This is a genomic window from Sphingobium sp. L-44 (genome assembly GCF_056859495.1).
This window is the reverse complement of sequence record NZ_JBSXOQ010000078.1, coordinates 159,862-180,465: the sequence shown is the minus strand read 5'-3', so window position 1 is coordinate 180,465 and position 20,604 is coordinate 159,862. Positions and strand designations below refer to the sequence as shown.

Annotated in this window: 12 protein-coding genes; 4 read left to right on the top strand and 8 right to left on the bottom strand. The window is 65.8% G+C overall.

What is annotated here, in order from left to right:
* Positions 1-438: 438 nt before the first annotated feature.
* Entirely contained in the window at positions 439-3,228 is a 2,790-nt protein-coding gene (locus AC13EK_RS08895) for a TonB-dependent receptor (protein ID WP_037520141.1), read from the bottom strand.
* Positions 3,229-3,583: 355 nt separating this feature from the next.
* Positions 3,584-4,333: a LytTR family DNA-binding domain-containing protein gene (locus AC13EK_RS08890; RefSeq protein ID WP_069335638.1), complete on the bottom strand. Its 750-nt coding sequence runs from the start codon at positions 4,331-4,333 to the stop codon at positions 3,584-3,586.
* A gap of 270 nt (positions 4,334-4,603) precedes the next feature.
* Between AC13EK_RS08890 and AC13EK_RS08885 the strand changes: the two genes are divergently transcribed.
* Positions 4,604-6,217 (top strand): hypothetical protein, encoded by a 1,614-nt coding sequence (locus AC13EK_RS08885; protein ID WP_483022165.1) that lies wholly within the window; start codon positions 4,604-4,606, stop codon positions 6,215-6,217.
* A 15-nt stretch (positions 6,218-6,232) separates the two neighbouring features.
* Here AC13EK_RS08885 and AC13EK_RS08880 read toward each other — a convergent pair whose 3' ends face one another.
* The 4 genes from AC13EK_RS08880 to AC13EK_RS08865 are packed head-to-tail and all read right to left on the bottom strand — an operon-like array spanning position 6,233 to position 12,610.
* Positions 6,233-7,360 carry an ABC transporter permease gene (locus tag AC13EK_RS08880; protein ID WP_017500701.1) on the bottom strand — a complete coding sequence of 376 codons (1,128 nt, stop codon included), beginning with the start codon at positions 7,358-7,360 and terminating at the stop codon, positions 6,233-6,235.
* Positions 7,361-7,365: 5 nt separating this feature from the next.
* Complete coding sequence (rbbA, locus tag AC13EK_RS08875) at positions 7,366-10,116, bottom strand: ribosome-associated ATPase/putative transporter RbbA (protein WP_170828615.1); 2,751 nt, start codon at positions 10,114-10,116, stop codon at positions 7,366-7,368.
* A complete protein-coding gene (locus tag AC13EK_RS08870; protein WP_069335637.1) occupies positions 10,113-11,204 on the bottom strand; it encodes an HlyD family secretion protein in 1,092 nt (363 codons plus the stop codon). Before AC13EK_RS08870 ends, rbbA begins: the two co-directional genes overlap by 4 nt.
* Positions 11,201-12,610, bottom strand: coding sequence for an efflux transporter outer membrane subunit (locus tag AC13EK_RS08865; RefSeq protein ID WP_069335641.1), 1,410 nt, complete (start codon positions 12,608-12,610; stop codon positions 11,201-11,203). The genes AC13EK_RS08870 and AC13EK_RS08865 overlap by 4 nt, the downstream gene beginning before the upstream one ends.
* 302 nt (positions 12,611-12,912) lie before the next feature.
* Between AC13EK_RS08865 and AC13EK_RS08860 the strand changes: the two genes are divergently transcribed.
* The 3 genes from AC13EK_RS08860 to AC13EK_RS08850 are packed head-to-tail and all read left to right on the top strand — an operon-like array spanning position 12,913 to position 17,969.
* A complete protein-coding gene (locus AC13EK_RS08860; RefSeq protein ID WP_277788330.1) occupies positions 12,913-14,175 on the top strand; it encodes a phospholipase A in 1,263 nt (420 codons plus the stop codon).
* 50 nt (positions 14,176-14,225) lie between these two features.
* Positions 14,226-16,898: an HAD-IC family P-type ATPase gene (locus tag AC13EK_RS08855; protein ID WP_069335446.1), complete on the top strand. Its 2,673-nt coding sequence runs from the start codon at positions 14,226-14,228 to the stop codon at positions 16,896-16,898.
* Positions 16,899-16,943: 45 nt separating this feature from the next.
* A complete protein-coding gene (locus tag AC13EK_RS08850; protein ID WP_069335445.1) occupies positions 16,944-17,969 on the top strand; it encodes a zinc-dependent alcohol dehydrogenase in 1,026 nt (341 codons plus the stop codon).
* Positions 17,970-18,019: 50 nt separating this feature from the next.
* On the opposite strand, the gene AC13EK_RS08845 is transcribed toward AC13EK_RS08850, so the two are convergent.
* Complete coding sequence (locus AC13EK_RS08845; RefSeq protein WP_483022163.1) at positions 18,020-19,573, bottom strand: right-handed parallel beta-helix repeat-containing protein; 1,554 nt, start codon at positions 19,571-19,573, stop codon at positions 18,020-18,022.
* A 55-nt stretch (positions 19,574-19,628) separates the two neighbouring features.
* Positions 19,629-20,558: a polysaccharide deacetylase family protein gene (locus tag AC13EK_RS08840; RefSeq protein ID WP_069335443.1), complete on the bottom strand. Its 930-nt coding sequence runs from the start codon at positions 20,556-20,558 to the stop codon at positions 19,629-19,631.
* Positions 20,559-20,604: the final 46 nt, after the last annotated feature.

Below are 20,604 nucleotides of genomic sequence, written 5' to 3'. Positions count from 1 at the left end.
GACAATCGACATTCAGCCCTGACGGCCTGCAAATGGCGGTTCTCCGCGCTTCCGGTGCTCACGTACTTTGAGTACGCTGCGCTCCGGGTCACGGAAAACCACCATTTTCGTCACGTCATCATCTGAATGTCGATCGCCCCTAGAGGATTGCCCAAGCCCCGCCCACATTCGTCATCCCAGCGGAAGCTGGGATCTCTCTTTTCTTGGGCGCAAACAAGGCAGTGGGATGCCAGCCTTCACTGGCATGACGAGCGAGGAGCGACACGCGCCTCCCCCTCCTTCCCCCCCAAAGAAAAACGGACCGCCCTCCCCTCTAAGGGGTGGCGGTCCGGGGAGGGGGATTGCCCGCGTGCAGTCGGGCAATCCGGGGAGGAATTTCAGGACTTGCCCGACCGGCGCGAAGGCCGGTCAGAACTTGCCCGGTCGGCCGAAGGCCGATCAGAACTTGTAGGTCAGGCCCAGATAATAATCGCGGCCGTAGCGCTGATAGTCGATCACCTGGCGCTTATCGCCATTCTGATAGGTGACGAAGGGCTGGTCGGTGAGGTTCTTGCCCTGCAGCAGGATCGACAGGCCGGTGAGCGGCCCCGACTGGAATTCATAGCCGATCTGCGCGTCGAGAATGCCCTCTGCCTTGGCGGTGCGGAAGGTCGGCGCGGCCGACAGGCCGGCCACTTCGCCCAGGAAGGAGGAGCGATAGCGATAGGAGACGCGCGCCTGGAAACCGCTCTTTTCATAATAGGCCGTGCCGCTGGCGACCCATTTGGACAGGCCCGGCAGGGTGACGACATCGGTCGGGTTGCTGCCATATTTGACTTCGCTGTGGGTGTAGGAGCCGCTGGCGAAGATGCCGAAGCCGTCCAACGTCTCGCTGAACACCTTGAACGGCAGCGAGACGGTGCCTTCCGCACCCATGATCGTGCCCTTGCCGGTGTTGGCCGGAGCCTTCAGCAGACCGATATAGCTGCCGTCGGCGATGATCTGGTTGCGGATGTCGGCAGGCAGCGAGGCCAGCACGTCCGAGAAATCATAGGCGATATTGTTGTTGGGATCGACGAAGTCGGTCAGATTCTTGAAATAGCCCGCGAGCGAGACATAGCCACCGCCCGGAAAATATTTCTCGATCGACAGGTCGATATTGGTCGACTGATAGGGACGCAGCGCGATGTTGCCGCCGTTCGAGCTGAACGGGCTATATTGCGGGTCGGAGCCAAGGCCGACATTGGCCAGGTTGAAATTATATTCCTGGTTGATGCGTTCCTGGTCCATGCGCGGACGCACCATGGTCTGGGCCGCGCCCATCTTCACGAAGAAGCCGGGCTCCAGCTCGACCGAGAGCTGCGCGCTGGGCAGGAAATTGGTGAAGCTCTCCTTGCCCGAGGCCGGGACGACCGTGACGACGCCGTTGGAGAAGTTGGAGATGGTGCCGGTTGATGCCTGGCGGGTGTGGATCACCTGCACGCCGATCGCGCCCTTGAGCGGCTTGCCGCCCAGATCGCCGTCCAGCGTCATCTTGGCATAGCCGGTGAAGACATCTTCCTTCACGACATTGTCGCGCACCAGCGACGAGGGACGATTGTCGAACACGGCGTCGAGCGTGTTGTTGTAGAGATAGAGCGGATCGAGCGTCAGCATCGCCGGCACGCCCAGATAGTCGAGCGAGACATTCTTGCCGAGCAGTGCCTCCTGCGGCACCGGCGCCGAGCCGGGTGTGCCATTGGCGATGGTGCAGTCCGTGCCGCCGGTGGGGCAGAGGAAATAGCTGGTATAGGCGCTGGTCTTCTTGCGCCGGCTGTAATTGCCGCCGACTTCCCAGTTGCTGAAGATGCTGCCCGAAATGTCGCCGACCAGGTTGGCGCGGAACGACTTCATGTCGTCGATGAACTTGGGCCGGTTGAGGAAGCCCGCCTGCACGACAGCGGTGGTGCCGTTATAGCCCCAGCCATTGGGGTCGGTCAGGCTGATGACGTTGGTGTCGGTATAGTCGAGCGTCGGCACGATGCTGAACAGGCCGTTCGACTGGCGCTCGACGCGCACCGTGTCGGACACGCCCGACCGCAGATAGCCGGTGCCCGAATAGGTTTCGAGCAGGAAGTCGGTGCGCTTGGCGCGCGACCAGCTGGCATCGACATTGAGCTTGAGCCGATCGTTCAGGCGGATGTCGTTGTTCCAGCCGAGCGAGATGGTGTCGGCCTTGCGCTTGTTATAGTCGTTGCGCTGGACGCCATAGACGTTGGAGAAGGTGGCGCCGGTGACGAAGCCATTTTCGACGGTCACGTCGCTGACGCCGACGTCCGTGCCCCAGACGAGCGGGAATTCGATGCCGCGCAGGCGCTGTTCTTCCTCGAAATGCGAGGCGAGCACGTCGAAGGTCGAGTGGAAATTGTCGCTCGGCTGCCATTCCAGCGTGCCGACCATGCCATAGCGCTTGAGCAGGTTCGACTGCACATAGGGCTTGGCGCCGCCGATGATCAGATTGCCGTCGGCATCGGTGGGATAACCCCAGGCGTTGAAACGCTCATTCTGCGACGGGGTCTGCGAGGCGGCGAAGCCCAGCGACAGGCCCAGCGTGTCGTCGGCAAACTGATCGACATAGGTGGCCGAGGCGCGATAGCCATAGCGTTCGCCATCGGGATTGAGCTTGTCCATGCCGTTCATCTGGCCGCGCAGCGACACGGCGAGGATGCGGTCATTCTTGTCGAGCGGACGCAGCATGCGCAGGTCGACCGTGCCGGAGATGCCGGCGGCGATCAGCGCGGCGTCGGCGCTCTTGTAGACATTGACGTTCTGGAAGAATTCCGAGGGATACTGGTCATATTCGACGCCGCGATTGTCGCCGACGGTGACCTGTTCGCGGCCGTTGAGCAGCGTGGTCGAGAAGTCCGGGCCAAGGCCACGGATCGACAGGCGCTGGTCGCGGCCTTCGAGGCGCTGGGCGGTGACGCCGGGCAGACGGGCGAGCGAGTCCGCGATCGACACGTCGGGCAGCTTGCCGACATCTTCGGCCGAGATGGAATCGACGATCAGCACGGAATCGCGCTTCACCTTGGCGGCGGAGGCGAGCGAGGCGCGGATGCCGGTGACGACGATGCCTTCGGATTCGCCGGCGGCGGGTGCGGCGGGCGTCGCGGTTTCGGCGTCGGTCTGCGCATGGGCGACCGCGGCGAGCGAGAAGGAAGCCCCTGCCAGCAGCGCAGCGCGCAGGACGGTATGACGGAATTGATGCATGACAGTGATCCTCCCCAGGACGCATCTTGAGCGTTTCTTGCCGACATGTGTCGGTCTGGTTCAAATAGCGCCGCGCCCGTCCCTCTGCACAGATTCCAGCATACGTATTCAGCCATATTCACGACATGGCCGGTTACCGTAGCGGAAATGGCCGAAATAGCGGGTTCAGCCGTGCGATAGGGCCGATGGCATGGGCGCAGCCGCCAACAAAAATATGCGGCCGATGGTTGAAAGGGACGCGCGCTTTCCTAGATTGGTCCTGTCACTCTTCCCCCCTTTGGAGTGACACCTACCTGAACCTGGCCCCGTCGTCGAGCTTGCTCCGGCGGGGTTTTCTTTTGCCCGCCAGAGCCGGTCAGGACGCGGGCAGGAAGCCGGCCCGTTGCAGCCGGGCGACCGAATCGCGCGCGACGGGGACGCTGAGCCCGCCATCCAGGGTGATGAGCCAGCTGCGCCCGGCCGGATCGCAGCGCAGGATGGCGCGATGGGCGATCCACCAGCTGCGATGCACCTGCGCGCCGGCCACTCCCTCCATTTCCGCAATCGCGTCGCGCAACCGCATCAGCAGCAATTCGCTGCCGCCCGCGCCATGGACGCGGACATAATGATCCTCGCTCTGCAGCGCCAGGATCGGCCCGGCAAAGCCGGCCGACAGGCGATGGCGCAGGGCGGGTTCGGCCGGGGATGTGGCTGCAGCGTCTTCGGGAGGCGGGGCATCGGCGGGCGGCGGCAGGATGCCCCGCTGGGCCAACCGCCGGTCGGTCTGTTCGGCCCAGTGGGTGACGACCAGCACGGCAAGCGCGCAGAGGAAGGAAAAGGGCAGCAGGCTGGTAAAGCCGTCCAGGTCGCGAAAGGCGGTGCGGCCGACATTGCGCCAGAGGAAGGCCAGCGGCACGACGCAGAGCGACACGCCGGAAAAGACGGTGATCGACACCGACAGGTCGATCCGCTGCGCCAGCCGGCGCAGCAGCCAGATCGCCGGCCGGACGAGAATATAGGCCCCCATCAGCAGCAGCCACCAATGGCCGATCCGCCCCGGCAGACCGTCGCGCATATAGGTGCCGAACGGCCCCATGAAGCCGATGATGCCGGCCAGCAGCAGCATCGCCCACAGCTCCAGCAAGATGCGTCGGTTGAAAATCGGCCCTCTCCGCCCCGCTTGTCGCCCTGCCCGTTCGCGAAGCGCCGGCTGGAAAATGCCCGGTTTTGCGGGACATTGGCAAGCCCCCTTTCCGCGTAACGGATTGGCGCTTGCCGGCCGGCGGGCAGGTGCCATCAGCAGGGTGGACGGCCGCGCCGCGCCCCTGGGCCAAGGCCGAGACGAGGAGAGAATTTGGTGACCATGCCCCCTTCCCGCCGGCTGCCTATCTTGGCCATGCTGCCCGTCCTGATCGGCGGACTGGCGCTGGATGGCGGACCGACCCTGGCCCGGCCTGGGGTGGATGGCGCGCTGTTCGGCCAGCCGGTGATCCGCACCCTGACATTGCCCGCCGACATGCGGCCGCAAAGCGCCACCTACACGCCGTCGGGCCGGATATTGCTGACCTATGCCCGGCCGGGCGAGAGCGATCCGCGGCAGATCAACCTCGCCATCATGGACGATGATGGCAGCCATATCCGCCCGATCTTCAGCGGGACGATCCCCGCCCGGCCGAAGGATAATGGCATCCGCTACATGGTGTTTGCCGACAATAAGCGCATCTTCCTGGGCGATTTCGTGATCGAATGCCCGACCAGCCTGGACGATTGCACGCAGGCGCAACTGGTGCCGGTCACCTATCCGCCGCAGGTGGCCGATGGCGCGCATATCTGGCATCGCTGGTCGGAAATGGTGGTGGCGCCGGACAATCGCCATATCGCCTGGACGACCTTGCTCGCCAATTATTCCGCCGCCGTGCTGACCGGCGAACTGACGCGCGACCCGGATGGCTATGTCGTCACCCGGCCGCAGATCATCAGCAGCAGCGATCCCTTCCGCCCCGATCCGGCCCATGCCGATGGCGTCATCCCGGCGCCGATCCGCGGCGGCGAGGTGAAGCAGTTCGTCCATGGCGGCAGCGCCCTGTCGCTGGTCGGCGCGGTGAAGCGCGACCTGCCCGACTCGGTGGTGATGGACCTGGCGAGCGGCAAGGTGACGCCGATCACCGACACGCCGGGCTATACCGAGACGACGATCTTCTCGCCGGACGAGCGGCTGGGCATGGTGATGACCACCCGCTTTTCGCAGACCGACCCGGCGATATTGGGGCTGATGCCCCGCCCCTATCCCGACAGCCTGAACATGAGGCTGAGCATGTTCGCCTATACCTATGCCGTCACCGGCGTGCGCACGGCCCGGCCAGGCAATGTCGGGCCGGCGCTGATCGACATCGCCCGGTCGCAGCGCGAGGCGGGCTATCTGGGCGCGAACCTCAGCAGCCAGGCCGACTGGGTTTTCCATTCGCCCATGTCCTGGCATCCCGACAGCCGCCGGGCGACATGGATCGAGGGGCTGCGCGGCAGCGAGACCAAGCGGGTCCAGATCGTCACCCTGCCCGGATACAAGGCCGGGCCGGCGGTCGCCCCACGCGCCGTGCCCGACAGCTTGCCCTATGGCGATACCGACCTGTCCACCCTGCCGGCGCTGGCGGGCAAGAGCCAGAATATCGACGTGAAGGTCTATGGCCGGCGGTCGGGGCATATTCTCTATCGGCGCACGAGCGGTGCCATCGAGAAAATCTATGTCAATTTCAGCGACGACGGAAAGCAGGTCTATAGCGGGCGCGAGACGACGCAGATCAACATGCGCGGCCAGTCCAGCTACGAAGCGGATATCCGCCTGACCGGCCCCTGCCCCGGCATCATGAAGCTGCAGATGACATTCGGACCGCTGGGCGGCCCCAAGCCCGCCGCGATCGACTTCACGCCCCAAGCCGATGGCGAGCCGCGCAGCCGGGGCTTTGCCGAATATGGCGGCCAGCGCCTGAGCGTGGACCGGCTGGCGCCGTGAAGAGCGGCCGGACGATCAGGCCATGGCGCTGATCGTCCGGCGGAAGCGGGTGAGTGCGATCAGGAAGAAGGCGATGCCGATCGCGGCGGTGGCGGCGAATTGCGGCCAGACGACGCCAATGCCGGCGCCCCGGAACAGGATCGCCTGACCCAGTTCGACGAAATGGGTGGTCGGCGCGAACAGCATCACATCCTGCACCAGCTTGGGCATGGATTCGCGCGGGGTGGTGCCGCCCGACAGCATCTGCAGCGGCAGCAGCACGAGGATCATCAGCATGCCGAATTGCGGCATGTTGCGCGCCAGCGTCGCGAGGAAAATGCCCATCGAGGTTGTGGAGAACAGCACCAGCGCGGCGCCCGCGAAGAAGAGCGCCAGCGATCCGGCGACGGGCACGTGCATCAGCCCCTGCACCACCAGATTGATCGACAGGGAAGAGGCGAGCAGCACGACTAGCCCCATCGACCAGACCTTTGACAGCATGATCTCGAACGGGGTGACCGGCATCACCAGCAGATGCTCGATCGTGCCATGTTCCCGCTCGCGGATCAGCGCCGCGCCGGTGAGGATGATCGACAGCATCGCGATCTGGTTGATGATCTGTGCCAGCGCACCGAACCAGGTATGGTTGAGCGTCGGGTTGAAGCGCGCCCGCACCGCCAGGTCGACCTTTGGCACGCTATTGGCGCGATAGCGGTTGACGAATTCATTCACTTCGGCGGTCGCGATCTGCTGCACATAGCTGCTGCCCGAAAATGCCTGGCTCATGCGCGTGGCGTCGGTGTTGAGCTGGATTTCCGCCGTCCGGCCGGCCAGCACGTCGCGCTGGAAGCCATGGGGTATGTGGAGGACGAAGGTGAAGTCGCCCGCGTCCATGCCCGGATCGATCTGCGCCGGCGCAATCATCCGGGGCAGCGTGAATTGCGGCGGATAGAAAGCGGCGACGATCCGCTGCGACAGGGGCGATTCATCCTCATCGACGATTGCGATGGCTGCATTGTGCAGCGTTTCCGGCTTGGAATTGGCCGAGGTATAGATGGAGACGGTGAAGACGAACAGGATCAGCACCAGCATGATCGGGTCGCGCCACAGGCTCCACAGCTCCTTCACACCCAGCCGGTAGATGTTGGAAATCGTCGCCAGCATCGACGTCAGGCCTCCTGCTTTTTGAGCAGCATGATCGCGATCCCGACGATCAGCGGCGCGGAAATGGCGAGCGGCAGGAAGGAGCCAGCCAGGTCCGAAAAGCCCAGCGCCTTGGCAAAGACGCCGCGGCTGATGGTGAACATGTGGCTGGCAGGATAGATGTCGCCGATGATCCGCGCGCTGCCCTCCATCGAGGAGACGGGGTCGGTCATGCCGCCATAGGTGGTGGCCGGGATCATCGTGCCGATCATCGCCAGGAACATCGCGGCGATCTGGCTGCGCGTCACGGCCGAGGCGAGCAGGCCCATGCCGGTCGCGGTGACGCAATAGATGGCGGCGGCGAGCAGCAAGGTCGGGAAGCTGCCCTTCACCGGCACGCCGAAGATGAAGATCGCCATCAGCACCATCAGCAGGAAGTTGACAAGCGCCAGCACCACATAGGGAAGCTGCTTGCCGAGCAGGAATTCGCTGCGGCTGACGGGCGTCACATAGAGGTTGATGATCGACCCGATCTCCTTTTCGCGCACCACCGCCAGCGCGGTGAGCATCGCCGGCAGCATGAGTAGCAGCAGCGGGATGACGATCGGCACCATCGCCGGCAGGCTCTGCACATCGGGATTGTAGCGATAGCGGTTCTCGATCGAGAAGCTGCTGCCAACCGCGCTGCCGCGCGCGGCCGCCTGCTGGCTCAGCCAATGCTGGTGCAGCCCCTGGATATAGCCCTGCACCGTTTCGGCGCGCTGCGGATTGGCGCCGTCGAACCAGGCGCCGACCGTGACCTGCCGCCCGGCCGCGATATCCCGGCCGAAGCCCGGCGGAATCTCGATCACCAGCGCCAGTTCGCCATCCTTCATGCGCCGGTCGAGATCGTCATAGTCGCGGATCGGCGCATGTTCGACGAAATAGGAGGAGCCGGAAATGTCGAGCGCATAATTCTGGCTGAGGATGCTGTTGTCGCGGTCCAGCACGGCATAGTTCAGCTCGTTGATGTCGGTGGTCATGCCGAAGCCGATCACCAGCATCAGGATCAGCGAACCGATCAGCGCGAGCGTCGCACGGACCGGATCGCGCTGCAGTTCCAGCGTCTCGCGCCAGGCATAGGTGAGCGCGCGTTGCGGGCTGAAGCCGCGCCTGATCGTGCCATGTTCCGCCTGCGCCATGTCCTTGAGCGCGCGTTCCTCGTCGGGCGGGCGGGTGTCGCCGCCGGCATCGACCAGATAGCCGATGAAGGCCTGTTCCAGATCAGGGGCGCCGCGCTTCTCGATCAGGCGCGCGGGCGCATCGCTGTCCAGCACATGGCCGGCATGCATCATCGACATGCGATCGCAGCGCATCGCCTCGTTCATGAAATGGGTGGAGATGAAGATCGTGACCTTGTCGCGGCGCGACAGCTCCGCCAGCAATCGCCAGAAGCCGTCGCGCGCCACCGGATCGACGCCAGAGGTCGGCTCGTCCAGGATCAGCAGTTCCGGCTTGTGGACCATCGCCACCGCAAGGCTGAGGCGCTGGCGGATGCCGAGCGGCAGGCTGTCGGGCAATTCCTCCATCACCGGGCCAAGATCGAACCGATCGGCCATTTCCGCGACGCGGGCGGGAATATCCTCGCGCGCGACATGGAAGAGATGGGCGTGAAATTCCAGATTCTGGCGGACGGTGAGTTCGGTGTAGAGCGAGAAGGCCTGGCTCATATAGCCGACCCGCTTGCGCGTGGACATGTCGTCCGGGTCCACTGCATTGCCGAACAGCCAGGCCTTGCCCTCGGTCGCGGGCAAGAGGCCGGTCAGCATCTTCATGGTGGTCGACTTGCCGCAGCCATTGGACCCCAGAAAGCCGAATATCTCGCCCCGGCGAATGCGGAAGCTGACATGATCGACCGCGGTGAAATCGCCAAAGCGCATGGTTAGGCCCTGCGCCTCGATCGCGATGTCATCCTCGCTGGCTTCGAGCGGCGGGATGATGACCGGCTCATGACCGCGCTTCTTCTCCTCGGGCAGCAGCGCGATGAAGGCTTCCTCCAGCGAACTGGTGCGGGTGCGCGCGAAAATCTCGGCCGGGGTGCCGGTGTCGAGGATCTGCCCGTCATCCATCGCCATCAGCCAGTCGAAACGCTGCGCCTCGTCCATGTAAGCGGTGGCGACGATCACGCTCATCTGCGCCTGGGTCTTGCGGATATCGTTGATGAGATCCCAGAATTGGGCGCGGGCCAGCGGATCGACGCCGGTGGTCGGCTCGTCCAGGATCAGCAGGTCGGGATCATGGATCAGCGCGCAGCACAGGCCGAGCTTCTGCTTCATGCCGCCCGACAGCTTGCCCGCCGGCCGGGCAAGAAACGGGTCAAGTCCAGTTGCCCGCGTGAGCGCATCGATCCGCCGTCGCCGCTCCGCCCCATCATGGCCGAACAGGCGGCCGAAAAACTGAAGATTCTCCTCGACCGACAGGGTGGGATAAAGATTCTTGCCCAGCCCCTGCGGCATATAGGCGATGCGCGGGCAGACATCGCTGCGATGGCGCTTGTCGCGCATGTCGCCGCCCAGCACATGGACATCGCCATCCTGAATGACATGGGCGCCGGCGACGAGGGAGAGCAGACTGGACTTGCCCACGCCATCGGGTCCGATCAGGCCGATCATCCGCCCACCCGGTATGTCGAGATCGATGCCGCGCAGCGCCTGCGTCTTGCCATAATGGAGGCGGACGCCGGACAGGCGGACGACCGGATCGACCGTTGGCGCGCCGATGGGGGCGGGCTGGTTCACTGGACCGCCCGCGATCCTTCGGGAAGGGCGCGGACCGCGAGCGAGGCGGGCCAGGCAACGCCCGGATTGATCCGGACATAGGCCATGCCGGGCAGGCCGGTCTTCACCTGGGCGATATGCTTGCGCAGCAGCGCCGGATCGATCCGTGCCTTGACCCGGAACATCATCTTCTCGCGCTCGCTCTGGGTTTCCACCGTCTTGGGCGTGAACTGGGCGACGTCGGCGACGAAGCTGATCCGCGCCGGGATCGGATAGTCGGGAATGGCATCGAGCACGATCCGCGCCTCGCTGCCGATGGCGACACGGCCGGCGGCGGTGGCGGGCAGGAAGAAGCTGATCGTCACGTCGGACAGGTCGACCAGGCTCAGCACCCGGCCACCGGCCGTCACCACCTCGCCGGGCTGGGCGACGCGATACTGGACGCGGCCGTCGCGGGGCGCGCGCAGACTGCTGTCGTTGATGTCCGCCTCGATCCGCTGGATGGTGGCGCGGCCGGCCTCCACGCGCGATCGCGATCCGATCACCTGATTGCGGGCATTGGTGATGGCGACCTCGGCCGAGGCGAGCTGGGCACGGGCCGCCTCCACGGCAGCGGCGGCGCCTTCGGTCTGGGCGGCGTCGTCATCGCGTTCCTGCACCGCGGTCGCGCCTTCGCGGGCCAGGGTTTCGGACCGGGCAAGGCGCTTGCGCGAGGCGTTGAGTTCGGCGATGCGCTGGCGCACCACGGCCTGGGCCGCGGCCTTCTCGCTCTCGCGCTGGGCGACCTGGGTCTGAGCGACGAGGACGGCATTCTGCGCCTCTGCCAGTTGCGCAACGGCCTCGGTCCGCTGTGCGTCCAGCACGTCGACATCCATATGGGCAACGATCTCGCCGGCCTTCACCAGCTGCCCCTCATCCGCGACGATATCCTTGATCCGTCCGGCAGACTTGGAGGCGACGTCGATTTCTGTCGCTTCCAGCCGGCCATTGCCGCCGACAATGCCTTCGGGCAGGCCGGCCGGCTTCAGCAATGTCCAGAGCAGGAAGGCAATGCCGGCAACCGCCGCGATGATCAGGCCCCTGACGATCCAGCGCTTGTTCATGCTCATGGTTCCCCTTGGTTCCCGGACGGGGCGGCCGCGATGCCGCGATTGACAACAAAGCCACCACCCAGGGCAGCATAGAGGCTGACGATGCTGGAGAGTTCCCCCCGACGAAGCTGGACCAGCGCCTGTTCCGCATCGAACAGGTCGCGCTGGGCATCGAGCACTTCGAGATAGGTGGAGCGGCCATTGTCGAAGCGTAGTTGGGCGAGGCGCGCCCGTTCCCGCTGGGCATCGACCAGTTGGCGCGTGGTGCCGATCTGCAGGGCGATCTGGCGGCGCCGGACCAGCGCGTCGGATACATCGCGAAAGGCGGACTGGATCGTCTTTTCATAGGTAGCGATGGCCTCGTCCCGGCGCGCCTGCGCCACGTCCAGATTGCCCTTCAGCCGGCCCGCGTTGAACAGGGGCAGACGGATCGTCGGCGAAAAGCTCCACACCTCGCTATTGCCGCCGAACAGCCCGTCCAGATCCGGGCTGGTCGTGCCATAGGCGCCGGTCAGGCTGATATTGGGGAAGAAGGCGGCGCGGGCAGCGCCGATATTGGCATTGGCGGCGCGCAGCTGATGCTCGGCCGCGACGATGTCGGGCCGGTTGGTGAGCAGTTCGGACGGCAGGCCGGCGGGCACCTGATAATCGCCGCCCGGTCCGGCCAGCCGCAGCGATCCGGGCGCGATCTCCACCGGCTGGCCGACCAGCAGCGCCAGCGCGTTGCGATTGACCGCGCGGTCGAGGTTCAGCACATGCATGGTGGTATCCGCCTGCGCCAGCAGCACCTGGGACTGGGCCAGGTCCAGCTTCGACCCCGACCCCACCTCGTAGCGGCGGCGCATGATGCGCAGCGTTTCCTGCCGGGTGATGATCGACTGCTGGGTAAGGGCGGCGCGCTCCTCATATTCGCGCTCCAGCAGATAGCCGAGCGCGACCTGCGCGATCAGGTCGGTCGCGACCGCCCGGCGGGATTCCTCCGACGCCAGAAACTGTTCGCGGGCAGCCTCCTTCAGATTGCGCAGCCGGCCCCAGAAATCGATTTCCCAGCTGGCGCTCAGTTGGGCGGTGATCGATTTCACGTCGACGATCTGGTCGCCGATCACCGGCAGGCTGTAGAAGGCCTGGCCGCGCGTGCCCGTCGCCACCGCATCGAGCTGGGGATAGAGCGAGGCACCCTCGATCCGCCAGGCGCCGCGCGCCTGCGCCACGCGGGCGGCGGCGATGCGAATGTCCCGATTATTGGCCAGCGCCTGGGCGACCAGCCTGCGCAATTCGGGATCGGGAAAAACCTGCTCCCAGTCGCGCCCGGCCAGCGAAGCCCCGGCCGGCGTCGCCACGGCATAGCTGTCGGGCACCGGCAGGGATGGCTGAACATAATCGGGCGCAAAGGAACAACCGGTCAGGGAAAGAGCCAGAAGCATCGTCAAGGCCTCAGGGATAACCCTCCCCTTCACGCCATGACCTATCGCAAAATCGGAATTGCCAAGCGACACCAAGCACCCCTTTTCGAGCAACATGGACCCCTATTCAATCGATATAGCATCGACCGACTTCATCTATTCTCGATTTTGTGAGACATGATGCTTCAGAACATCACAAGGACTCACTAATAACTTATGCCTTTAATATATTTGTGTTTATCTACCACAACCAGTATCGTCAATCGCACCTGACCTGACCGCTCGCGCCGTTGCGAGGGGCGCAACGCGACAAGGGACGCAGGATGATCCGCAACCGCCGCGCGCAACCACGACACTTGCCCGCCCCCTGGTCGAGCCTGGCATGGCTGCTGGCTGTCCTGTCGCCTTCTTTTGCGACAAGCGCCCTGGCCGGGGAACCCGTAGAAACCCTGATAGGGCGGATCGCCCTGCCCGATGACCAGAATATGGCGAGCGTGGAACTGCGCTTCCTCAACATGGGCACGGCACCCGCCGCCATGCCGCTGCCCGACCGGGTGGAGGCGCTGGTGGAACAGGATGGCGCGGCGCGCCGGCTGTGGCTGCGCCGGGCGCCGGGCGTGCCGGAGACGCTGGAGATTGTGCCGGGCGGCTTTGCCCAGGCGCGCTATCAACTGGCCGCGAGCGACATGGCCGAGGGCGCGTTGCTGTCGATCCCGGCCTGGAATTCGCCGCAGGTGGCGCTGCATGGCGCGGCTGCCGCGCGGATGGCGGCCGCTTCGCCGGTGCCTGTTCCACCGCCGCCGCCGCCACCCGGAACCCCGGTGCCGCCGCCGGTCGCGCCGCCGGCCGATCGGAGCGCGGGCAATGCCTTCATCGGCAATCTGGCGCCCTATGAGCCGATCTACGCAGTCTATGGCCCCGGCACCAATACCGATGCCCGGTTGCAGTTGAGCTTCGAATATCGGTTGTTCGGATCGCGTGATGCCGCGCATTTGCCCAGTTCCTGGCGGGACGGCCTGCATTTCGCCTATACCCAGCGCATGTTCTGGGATCTGGGTGCCAATTCCATGCCCTTCCGCAACATCGATTATCAGCCAGAGATCATCTATGTGACGCCGACCCGGATGCTGAAAAACGGCATGTCGCTGGCGCTGCAGGGCGGGCTTCGGCACGAATCCAACGGCCGGGACGGCGATGCGTCGCGCAGCATCAACAGCTTCTATGTCGCGCCGATGGCGGCCTTCTCGCTGGGCGAGGAGCGGCGGCTGCTGGTGGCGCCGCGCCTGACCTTCTATGTCGGCGACAAGTCCGACAATCCCGATATCGTCCGCTATCGCGGCCATGCCGGCCTGTTCCTGCAGGTCGGCGATGATGACGGGCTGCGCCTGTCGACCAACAGCCGGTTCAATTTCGGATCGGGCAAGGGCGCGATCAACGCCGACCTGTCCTATCCGCTGCCGCGTCTGCTGGGCGGCGGCCCCGATCTCTATTTGTTCGCTCAGGGATTTGCCGGATATGGCGAGAACCTATTGGACTATAATCGTTCCATAACAAGATTGCGGATCGGCTTCGCGCTGGTGCGCTGACCGCCGGGTGGCTTGCCCCCGGCCGCTCGACGCGACTGAAAGGGAAGCCCATGTCCTCTGCCCCGCCCGTTGCCTGGCATGCGCTGCCGCCCGAAGAGGCGCTGGCAACGCTGTCCGTCGAAGCGACCGGGCTGGACCAGCGCGACGCCGAAGCCCGGCTGCGGCGCTATGGCCCCAATGCCCTGCCCGAAGCGCCGCGCCAGCATCCGCTGCTGCGATTCCTGGCGCATTTCAACAGCGTGCTGATCTATTTCCTGCTGGGTGCGGCGCTGATCGCGCTACTACTGAACCACGGCATCGATGCTGCCGTGATCCTGGCCGTGGTGCTGGTGAATGCGGTCGTCGGTTTCATCCAGGAGGGCAAGGCCGAGGAAGCGCTGGGCGCGATCCAGGACATGATCGCGCCGCATGCCATGGTGCTGCGCAGCGGCGAACGGCGTGTGGTGGCGGTGCCCGATCTGGTGCCCGGTGACATCGTGCTGCTGGAAGCGGGCGACCGGGTGCCGGCCGATATCCGGCTGCTGCGCGCCCGCGGCCTGCTGATCGACGAGGCGGCGCTGACCGGCGAATCGGTCGCGGCGGAAAAGCATCAGACGCTGATCGCCGCCGACGCCGGCATCGCCGACCAGAGCAACATGGCCTTTTCCGGCACGCTGGTGGCCGCCGGCCAGGCGACCGGGCTGGTGGTCGAAACCGGCAGCCATACCCAGATCGGCCGGATCAGCGGCATGCTGAAGGCGGTCGAGGTCGGCAAGACGCCGCTGGTGCGGCAGATCGACGATTTCGCCCGGCTGATGACCTGGTCGGTGCTGGCCGGCGCGGTCGTCCTGTTCCTGTTCGCGGTGCTGGCGCGCGGCTTCCACTGGATCGATGCGCTGATCGCCATCGTCGCGCTGTCGGTCGGCGTCGTGCCGGAGGGGCTGCCGGCCGTCATCACCATCACGCTGGCGATCGGCGTGCAGCGCATGGCCGCGCGCCAGGCGGTGATCCGGCGCCTGCCGGCGGTCGAGACGCTGGGTGCCACATCGGTGATCTGCACCGACAAGACCGGCACGCTGACGCGCAACGAGATGACCGTGCGCCACCTGCTGCTGCCCGGCGGCGACCTGCATGTCAGCGGATCGGGCTATGCGCCGCCGGGCGCCATCACGGTTGCGCAGGGAGAGGATGACGCCCAGGCACTAGCCGACGCCGCGCCAATCCTGCGCTGCGGCCTGCTGTGCAATGACGCTTTGCTGCGCCACGGGGATGACGGCTGGACCGTGCAGGGCGACCCGATGGAGGGGGCACTTGTCGCGCTGGCGATGAAGGCGGGGCTGAGCGCCGACCATGTGCGCGACGAGTGGCCGCGGATCGACGAAATCCCGTTCGACGCCGCCTATCGCTTCATGGCGACGCTGCATCGCGCGCCCGATGGCAGCAGCGCCATCTTCATCAAGGGTGCGCCCGAAGCGCTGCTGGCAATGACCGGCGCGGATGCCGTCGCCTGGGACGCGCGGCTGTCGGCCGCCGCCGGCCGGGGCGAACGCCTGCTAGGCTTTGCCGTCAAGCGGATCACAGGGGCGCCCGACCGGATCGGCTTCGACGATCTGAAGAACGGGGTCGAGCTGCTGGGGCTGATGGGCTTCATCGATCCGCCACGCGACGAGGCACGCCAGGCGATCGCCCAGTGCCGGTCGGCCGGCATCGCGGTCAAGATGATCACCGGCGACCATGTCGGCACGGCGATCGCCATCGCCCGGCAACTGGCGCTGGACGATGATCCCCAGGCGATGAGCGGCGCCGAGGTCGAGGCGCTGGACGATGCTGCGCTGGCGGCGCGGGTGCGCGATGTCGACGTGTTCGCCCGCTCCTCCCCCGAGCACAAGCTGCGCATCGTCCGCGCGCTCCAGTCGCACGGGCTGGTCGTCGCCATGACCGGCGACGGCGTCAACGACGCGCCTTCGCTGAAGCAGGCCGATGTCGGCACGGCGATGGGGATCAAGGGCACGGAGGCCGCCAAGGAGGCGGCCGAGATGGTGCTGCTGGACGATAATTTCGCGTCGATCGTGGCGGCCGTGCGCGAAGGGCGCACCGTCTATGACAATATCCGCAAGGTCATCAGCTGGACGCTGCCGACCAATGGCGGCGAGACGCTGGCGGTGGTGATCGCGATCATCGCCGGCTTTGCCCTGCCGATGACGGCGACGCAGATATTGTGGATCAACCTGGTGCTGACGGTGACGCTGGGCTTGGTGTTGGCGTTCGAGCCGACCGAGCCGGGAACGATGGAACGGCGGCCGCGTGCCGCCGGCGCACCGCTGCTTTCCCCCTTCCTGCTGTGGCGCATCATGCTGGTATCGGTGCTGATGGGGGCGATGGCGCTGGGGATATTCTTCTATGCCCAGCATGTCGGCCACGACATCGACACTGCCCGGACCATGGTGGTCAACATGCTGATCGTGGGCGAGATATTCTATCTGTTCAATGTGCGCTTCCTGCACATGCGATCGCTGACGCTGCGCGGTGCGATGGGCACGCCGATCGTGCTGGCGGCGATCGTGGTGGTGGTGATCGCCCAGCTGCTCTTCACCTATGCGCCGTTCATGCACGATATTTTCGACAGCCGGCCGCTGTCGCTGACCGACGGGCTGATGATCATCGGCCTGGGCGCGGCGATGTTCGCCGTATTGGAACTCGAAAAGCTGGCCGCCCATCGGCTCGCCTGGTTCGAGGATATCTGACCGCCATTATCCACAGTCCCACAGCCGCAGAAGAAGGAGGAAATCATGCCGACGACCATGCGAGCCGCGATTGCCCGGACGTTCAAGGCGCCGCTGACGATCGAGGAGATAGCGATACCCGAGCCGGGGCCCGGCGAGGTGCTGGTGAAGATCGCCGCCAGTGGCGTGTGCCATACCGATCTGCACGCAATCGATGGCGACTGGCCAGTGAAGCCGACCCTGCCGCTGATCCCCGGCCATGAGGGCGTGGGCCATGTGGTGGCACTGGGCGCAGGTGTCACCGACCTGAAGGAAGGCGACGCCGTCGGCATCCCCTGGCTGCATGATGCCTGCCGCGCCTGCGAATATTGCGAGACTGGCTGGGAAACGCTGTGCGAGCGGCAGCATAATACCGGCTACAGCGTCAACGGCACCTATGCCGAATATGCGATCGCCAGCGCGCCCTTTGCCGGCCGCCTGCCCGACAGTGTCGACTTCGTGACGATGGCGCCGATCCTGTGCGCGGGCGTCACCGTCTACAAGGGGCTGAAGGAAACCGAGGCGAAGCCGGGTGAATGGGTGACCATTTCCGGCGTCGGCGGGCTGGGTCATGTCGCCGTGCAATATGCCAAGGCGATGGGCCTGCATGTCGTGGCGCTGGACATTGGCGAGAGCAAGCTGGAGCTGGCCCGGTCGCTGGGCGCCGACCTGGCGCTGGATGCGCGGGCCGACAATGTCGTGGCGGAAGTGCAGAATGCGACCGGCGGCGGCGCCCATGGCGTGCTGGTGACGGCGGTGTCGCCCCCCGCCTTTGCCCAGGCGATCGCCTGCACCCGCCGGCGCGCGACCGTAAGCCTGGTCGGCCTGCCGCCGGGCGATTTCCCGACGCCGATCTTCGACGTGGTGCTCAAGCGCGTGACCGTGCGCGGGTCGATCGTCGGCACCCGGCGCGACCTGGCCGAAGCGATCGCCTTCGCGGTCGAGGGCAAGGTGAAGGCGCATGTCACGCCCCGGCCGTTCGATGATGTGAACGCCGTGCTGGACGAACTGCGCGCCGGCAAGGTGGATGGGCGCATCTCGCTCACCCTGTGACGGGCGGGTGATGGCCGGGCGCGGGCGGTGCATGCCGCCCGCGCCGCCGGTCAGCGGCGCGCTTCGAAGATGGAGATGCGGCGCGGCTGGCGCGGCTGCACCGGCTGGCCCAGTTCGCGTTGCAGAATGGCCAACATCCAGGCGCGGTGCCGGACCATGAATTCGGGGAAGCCCTCTGCCCTGGCCGGGTCGAACACCGGCACCTGCCAGTCGGCGGGCTGATCGAGATAGGGCGGGATCACGTCACCCGCCGCCTCGGCCGGCAGGTCGACATGGCTGCCCCAGTAGCGATTGTCGCGGAAGCGGATAAATTGGGCCGGGGCGAAGCCTGCCTTGATGAGGTAATCGGGACCGGACCGACCGCTCTCGCTGCCATAACGGGCGGTGCCGGCGACCTTGAAGTCATTTTCGACGATGCGGACATCCTGTGCCCAGCCGTCCCAGTTGGTCGCCACCACCATCTGCACATCCATGCCCTTGCCGACATGGATCACATTCTTTTCCACCAGCACGTCGGAGACATTGCCGGCGAGCTGGAAGATGCGCAGCGCGTCGTTGCGGCTGACATTGTAGCGCGCGACGGTGCCGCGATTGCCCAGATTATCCTTGTCGTTGCGGCCGGGCGAACAGATCAGCAGGAAGCCGCCGGCATTGTCGTGGCTGTAATTGTAGAGCAATGTCGTGCGGCGCGAATTGAAGTCGCTGTCGAAGCCCTGCCCGTCATAGCGGGTGCGGGTAAAGGCGGCCTCGTTGAGCTGGATCAGGCTGTTGTCGGTGCTCCACTGCCAGATGCCGGCATTATAGCCGGGTGCTCTGGCGCCGGCATAGCGCACGATATTATGTTCGATCAGGGCGCCGTCGGTGCCGCGCGGGACGATGCCATCGCCGCCAATATCCTCGACCAGATTGTCGCGGATCACGATCTTTTCGCTCGGGAACCAGTCCTTGGCGCTGATCCGGTCGGCAATGCCGGCGATGCCGGACCGGTCGACCTTCCAGACGATATTGCGTTCGATCACCAGATCCTGAAAGCGGGTCGGCAGCTTCTTGCCGGTCGCGCTGAAGACGATGCCGCCATTATCCTTGCGATCATTCACGCCGCGCACGTCGTGGATATACATGTCGCTGATGCGGATACCGCGCGTCACGCCCCGGTCGACCGCCGAGACCAGCACGCCGAAACGCTGGGCCGGGGCGGGATTGTCGTTGGTGACTTCCAGCCCGCTGACGCTGACATATTCGGCGTTGATGACGCCCACGCCATGGGGCGAGACGCCGCCGGCGTCGATGCGCGGCCGTGCGCCGGCGCCGAAGGCGGCGACGCTGATCGGCGCGCCGGAGCGGCCCGAGCGGGTGATGGTGAGCGGTTCCTGCCAGCGCGATCCGGCCATCAGCAGCACCTGATCGCCCGGCATCAGCGGATAGTCGCGCACCCGCGCCAGGCTGCGCCAGGGCTGGTCGGCGGTGGTGCCGGCAGCGCGATCATTGCCGGTGGCGCTGTTGACATAATAGGTCGTCGCCTGCGCCGCGGATGTCGCACCCGCGGTCAGGACCAGGAAAGGCAGGAAGATTGTCAGCGCGCGGCCATGCCGGCTTTTACCCATGATCATATTGCGCGCCATTCTATCGGTCGCGCGCTGAATGCAAGGTGAAGTCGCCTCAGCCGGGCGTGCGGCAGGCCTGGCGCAGGTCGATTCCGGGTGCAGGCGCGCTATCGGCGGGGAGAGCGATGCCCTGCGCCTGCGCCACCCGTTCGATGATGCCGCCGCCGCCCGGCAGGGCTTCGGCCTGGGCATAGGCCGGGTCGGCCTCCGCCTGTGCCAGCGGAATATAGCGCCCGCCGGCGGCGTCGAGCCGGGCCATGACATCGGGCAGGGTGTCGGCGGTCCAGGCGCCGACATGGAGCAGCAGCACATGCGGGATCGGGCGGCCATGGACGCGCTGGGCATTGGCCTTTGCCCGCGCGATCGCCTGATCGACGACAGCCAGATAGTGACGCTTCATCGCCGCGATCATGCGATCGTCGCCCTGCGCGCGGCAGCGGGCATAGGCGTCGCTATAATCCCAGTCCTCGAAAGCGAAGCTGACGCTGGCGATGCGATAGCCGCGCTGTTTCAGGAAGGCGGCGGCGCCGTCATGGCGGGTCGTATCCTTGCCACTCGACAGGTTGGGGAAGCGCAGCCAGTGCCAGTCCCCCTTCCCCATATGCCGTTCCAGCGCCGGCTCGCCCGCGATCACATCCGCCTGCCAGGCGTCGAGCGAGGGCGCCCCGTCGAGATTCAAATGGCTGTAGCTGTGGTTGGCGAGCGGATAGCCCGCCTGACGCCAGAGCGTCAGCACCGCGTCCGACGCCGGATCCTCCGCCAGCCCACGCGCATTGACGAAACCATAGGCCTCCGTGACATGATGCGCCTTCAAGGTCGCCAGGAAGCGGCGGGCGATATCGGCGCGGGTGGTGCCGGGCGGCAACTGGCCATGGGCGGGCAGATCATCGACCGTGATCGCGACATCGAACCGGGGCGGATCGCCCGCCTGTGCCGCCGCTGCGCTGCCCAGCAGCAGGCAAAGGGCCATGGCCCGCTTCATCATCTCCGCCTCTCCCGCTGAATGTCCGCAGCGGTCCTAGCCGGGCCGC

What these genes read in the sequence shown, in the direction of transcription:
- AC13EK_RS08895 (WP_037520141.1), bottom strand. Translation starts at nt 3,228, where the DNA reads ATGCATCAATTCCGTCATACCGTCCTGCGCGCTGCGCTGCTGGCAGGG.
- AC13EK_RS08890 (WP_069335638.1), bottom strand. Translation starts at nt 4,333, where the DNA reads ATGCTGCTGCTGGCCGGCATCATCGGCTTCATGGGGCCGTTCGGCACC.
- AC13EK_RS08885 (WP_483022165.1), top strand. Translation starts at nt 4,604, where the DNA reads ATGCTGCCCGTCCTGATCGGCGGACTGGCGCTGGATGGCGGACCGACC.
- AC13EK_RS08880 (WP_017500701.1), bottom strand. Translation starts at nt 7,360, where the DNA reads ATGCTGGCGACGATTTCCAACATCTACCGGCTGGGTGTGAAGGAGCTG.
- AC13EK_RS08870 (WP_069335637.1), bottom strand. Translation starts at nt 11,204, where the DNA reads ATGAGCATGAACAAGCGCTGGATCGTCAGGGGCCTGATCATCGCGGCG.
- AC13EK_RS08865 (WP_069335641.1), bottom strand. Translation starts at nt 12,610, where the DNA reads ATGCTTCTGGCTCTTTCCCTGACCGGTTGTTCCTTTGCGCCCGATTAT.
- AC13EK_RS08860 (WP_277788330.1), top strand. Translation starts at nt 12,913, where the DNA reads ATGATCCGCAACCGCCGCGCGCAACCACGACACTTGCCCGCCCCCTGG.
- AC13EK_RS08855 (WP_069335446.1), top strand. Translation starts at nt 14,226, where the DNA reads ATGTCCTCTGCCCCGCCCGTTGCCTGGCATGCGCTGCCGCCCGAAGAG.
- AC13EK_RS08850 (WP_069335445.1), top strand. Translation starts at nt 16,944, where the DNA reads ATGCCGACGACCATGCGAGCCGCGATTGCCCGGACGTTCAAGGCGCCG.
- AC13EK_RS08845 (WP_483022163.1), bottom strand. Translation starts at nt 19,573, where the DNA reads ATGGGTAAAAGCCGGCATGGCCGCGCGCTGACAATCTTCCTGCCTTTC.
- AC13EK_RS08840 (WP_069335443.1), bottom strand. Translation starts at nt 20,558, where the DNA reads ATGATGAAGCGGGCCATGGCCCTTTGCCTGCTGCTGGGCAGCGCAGCG.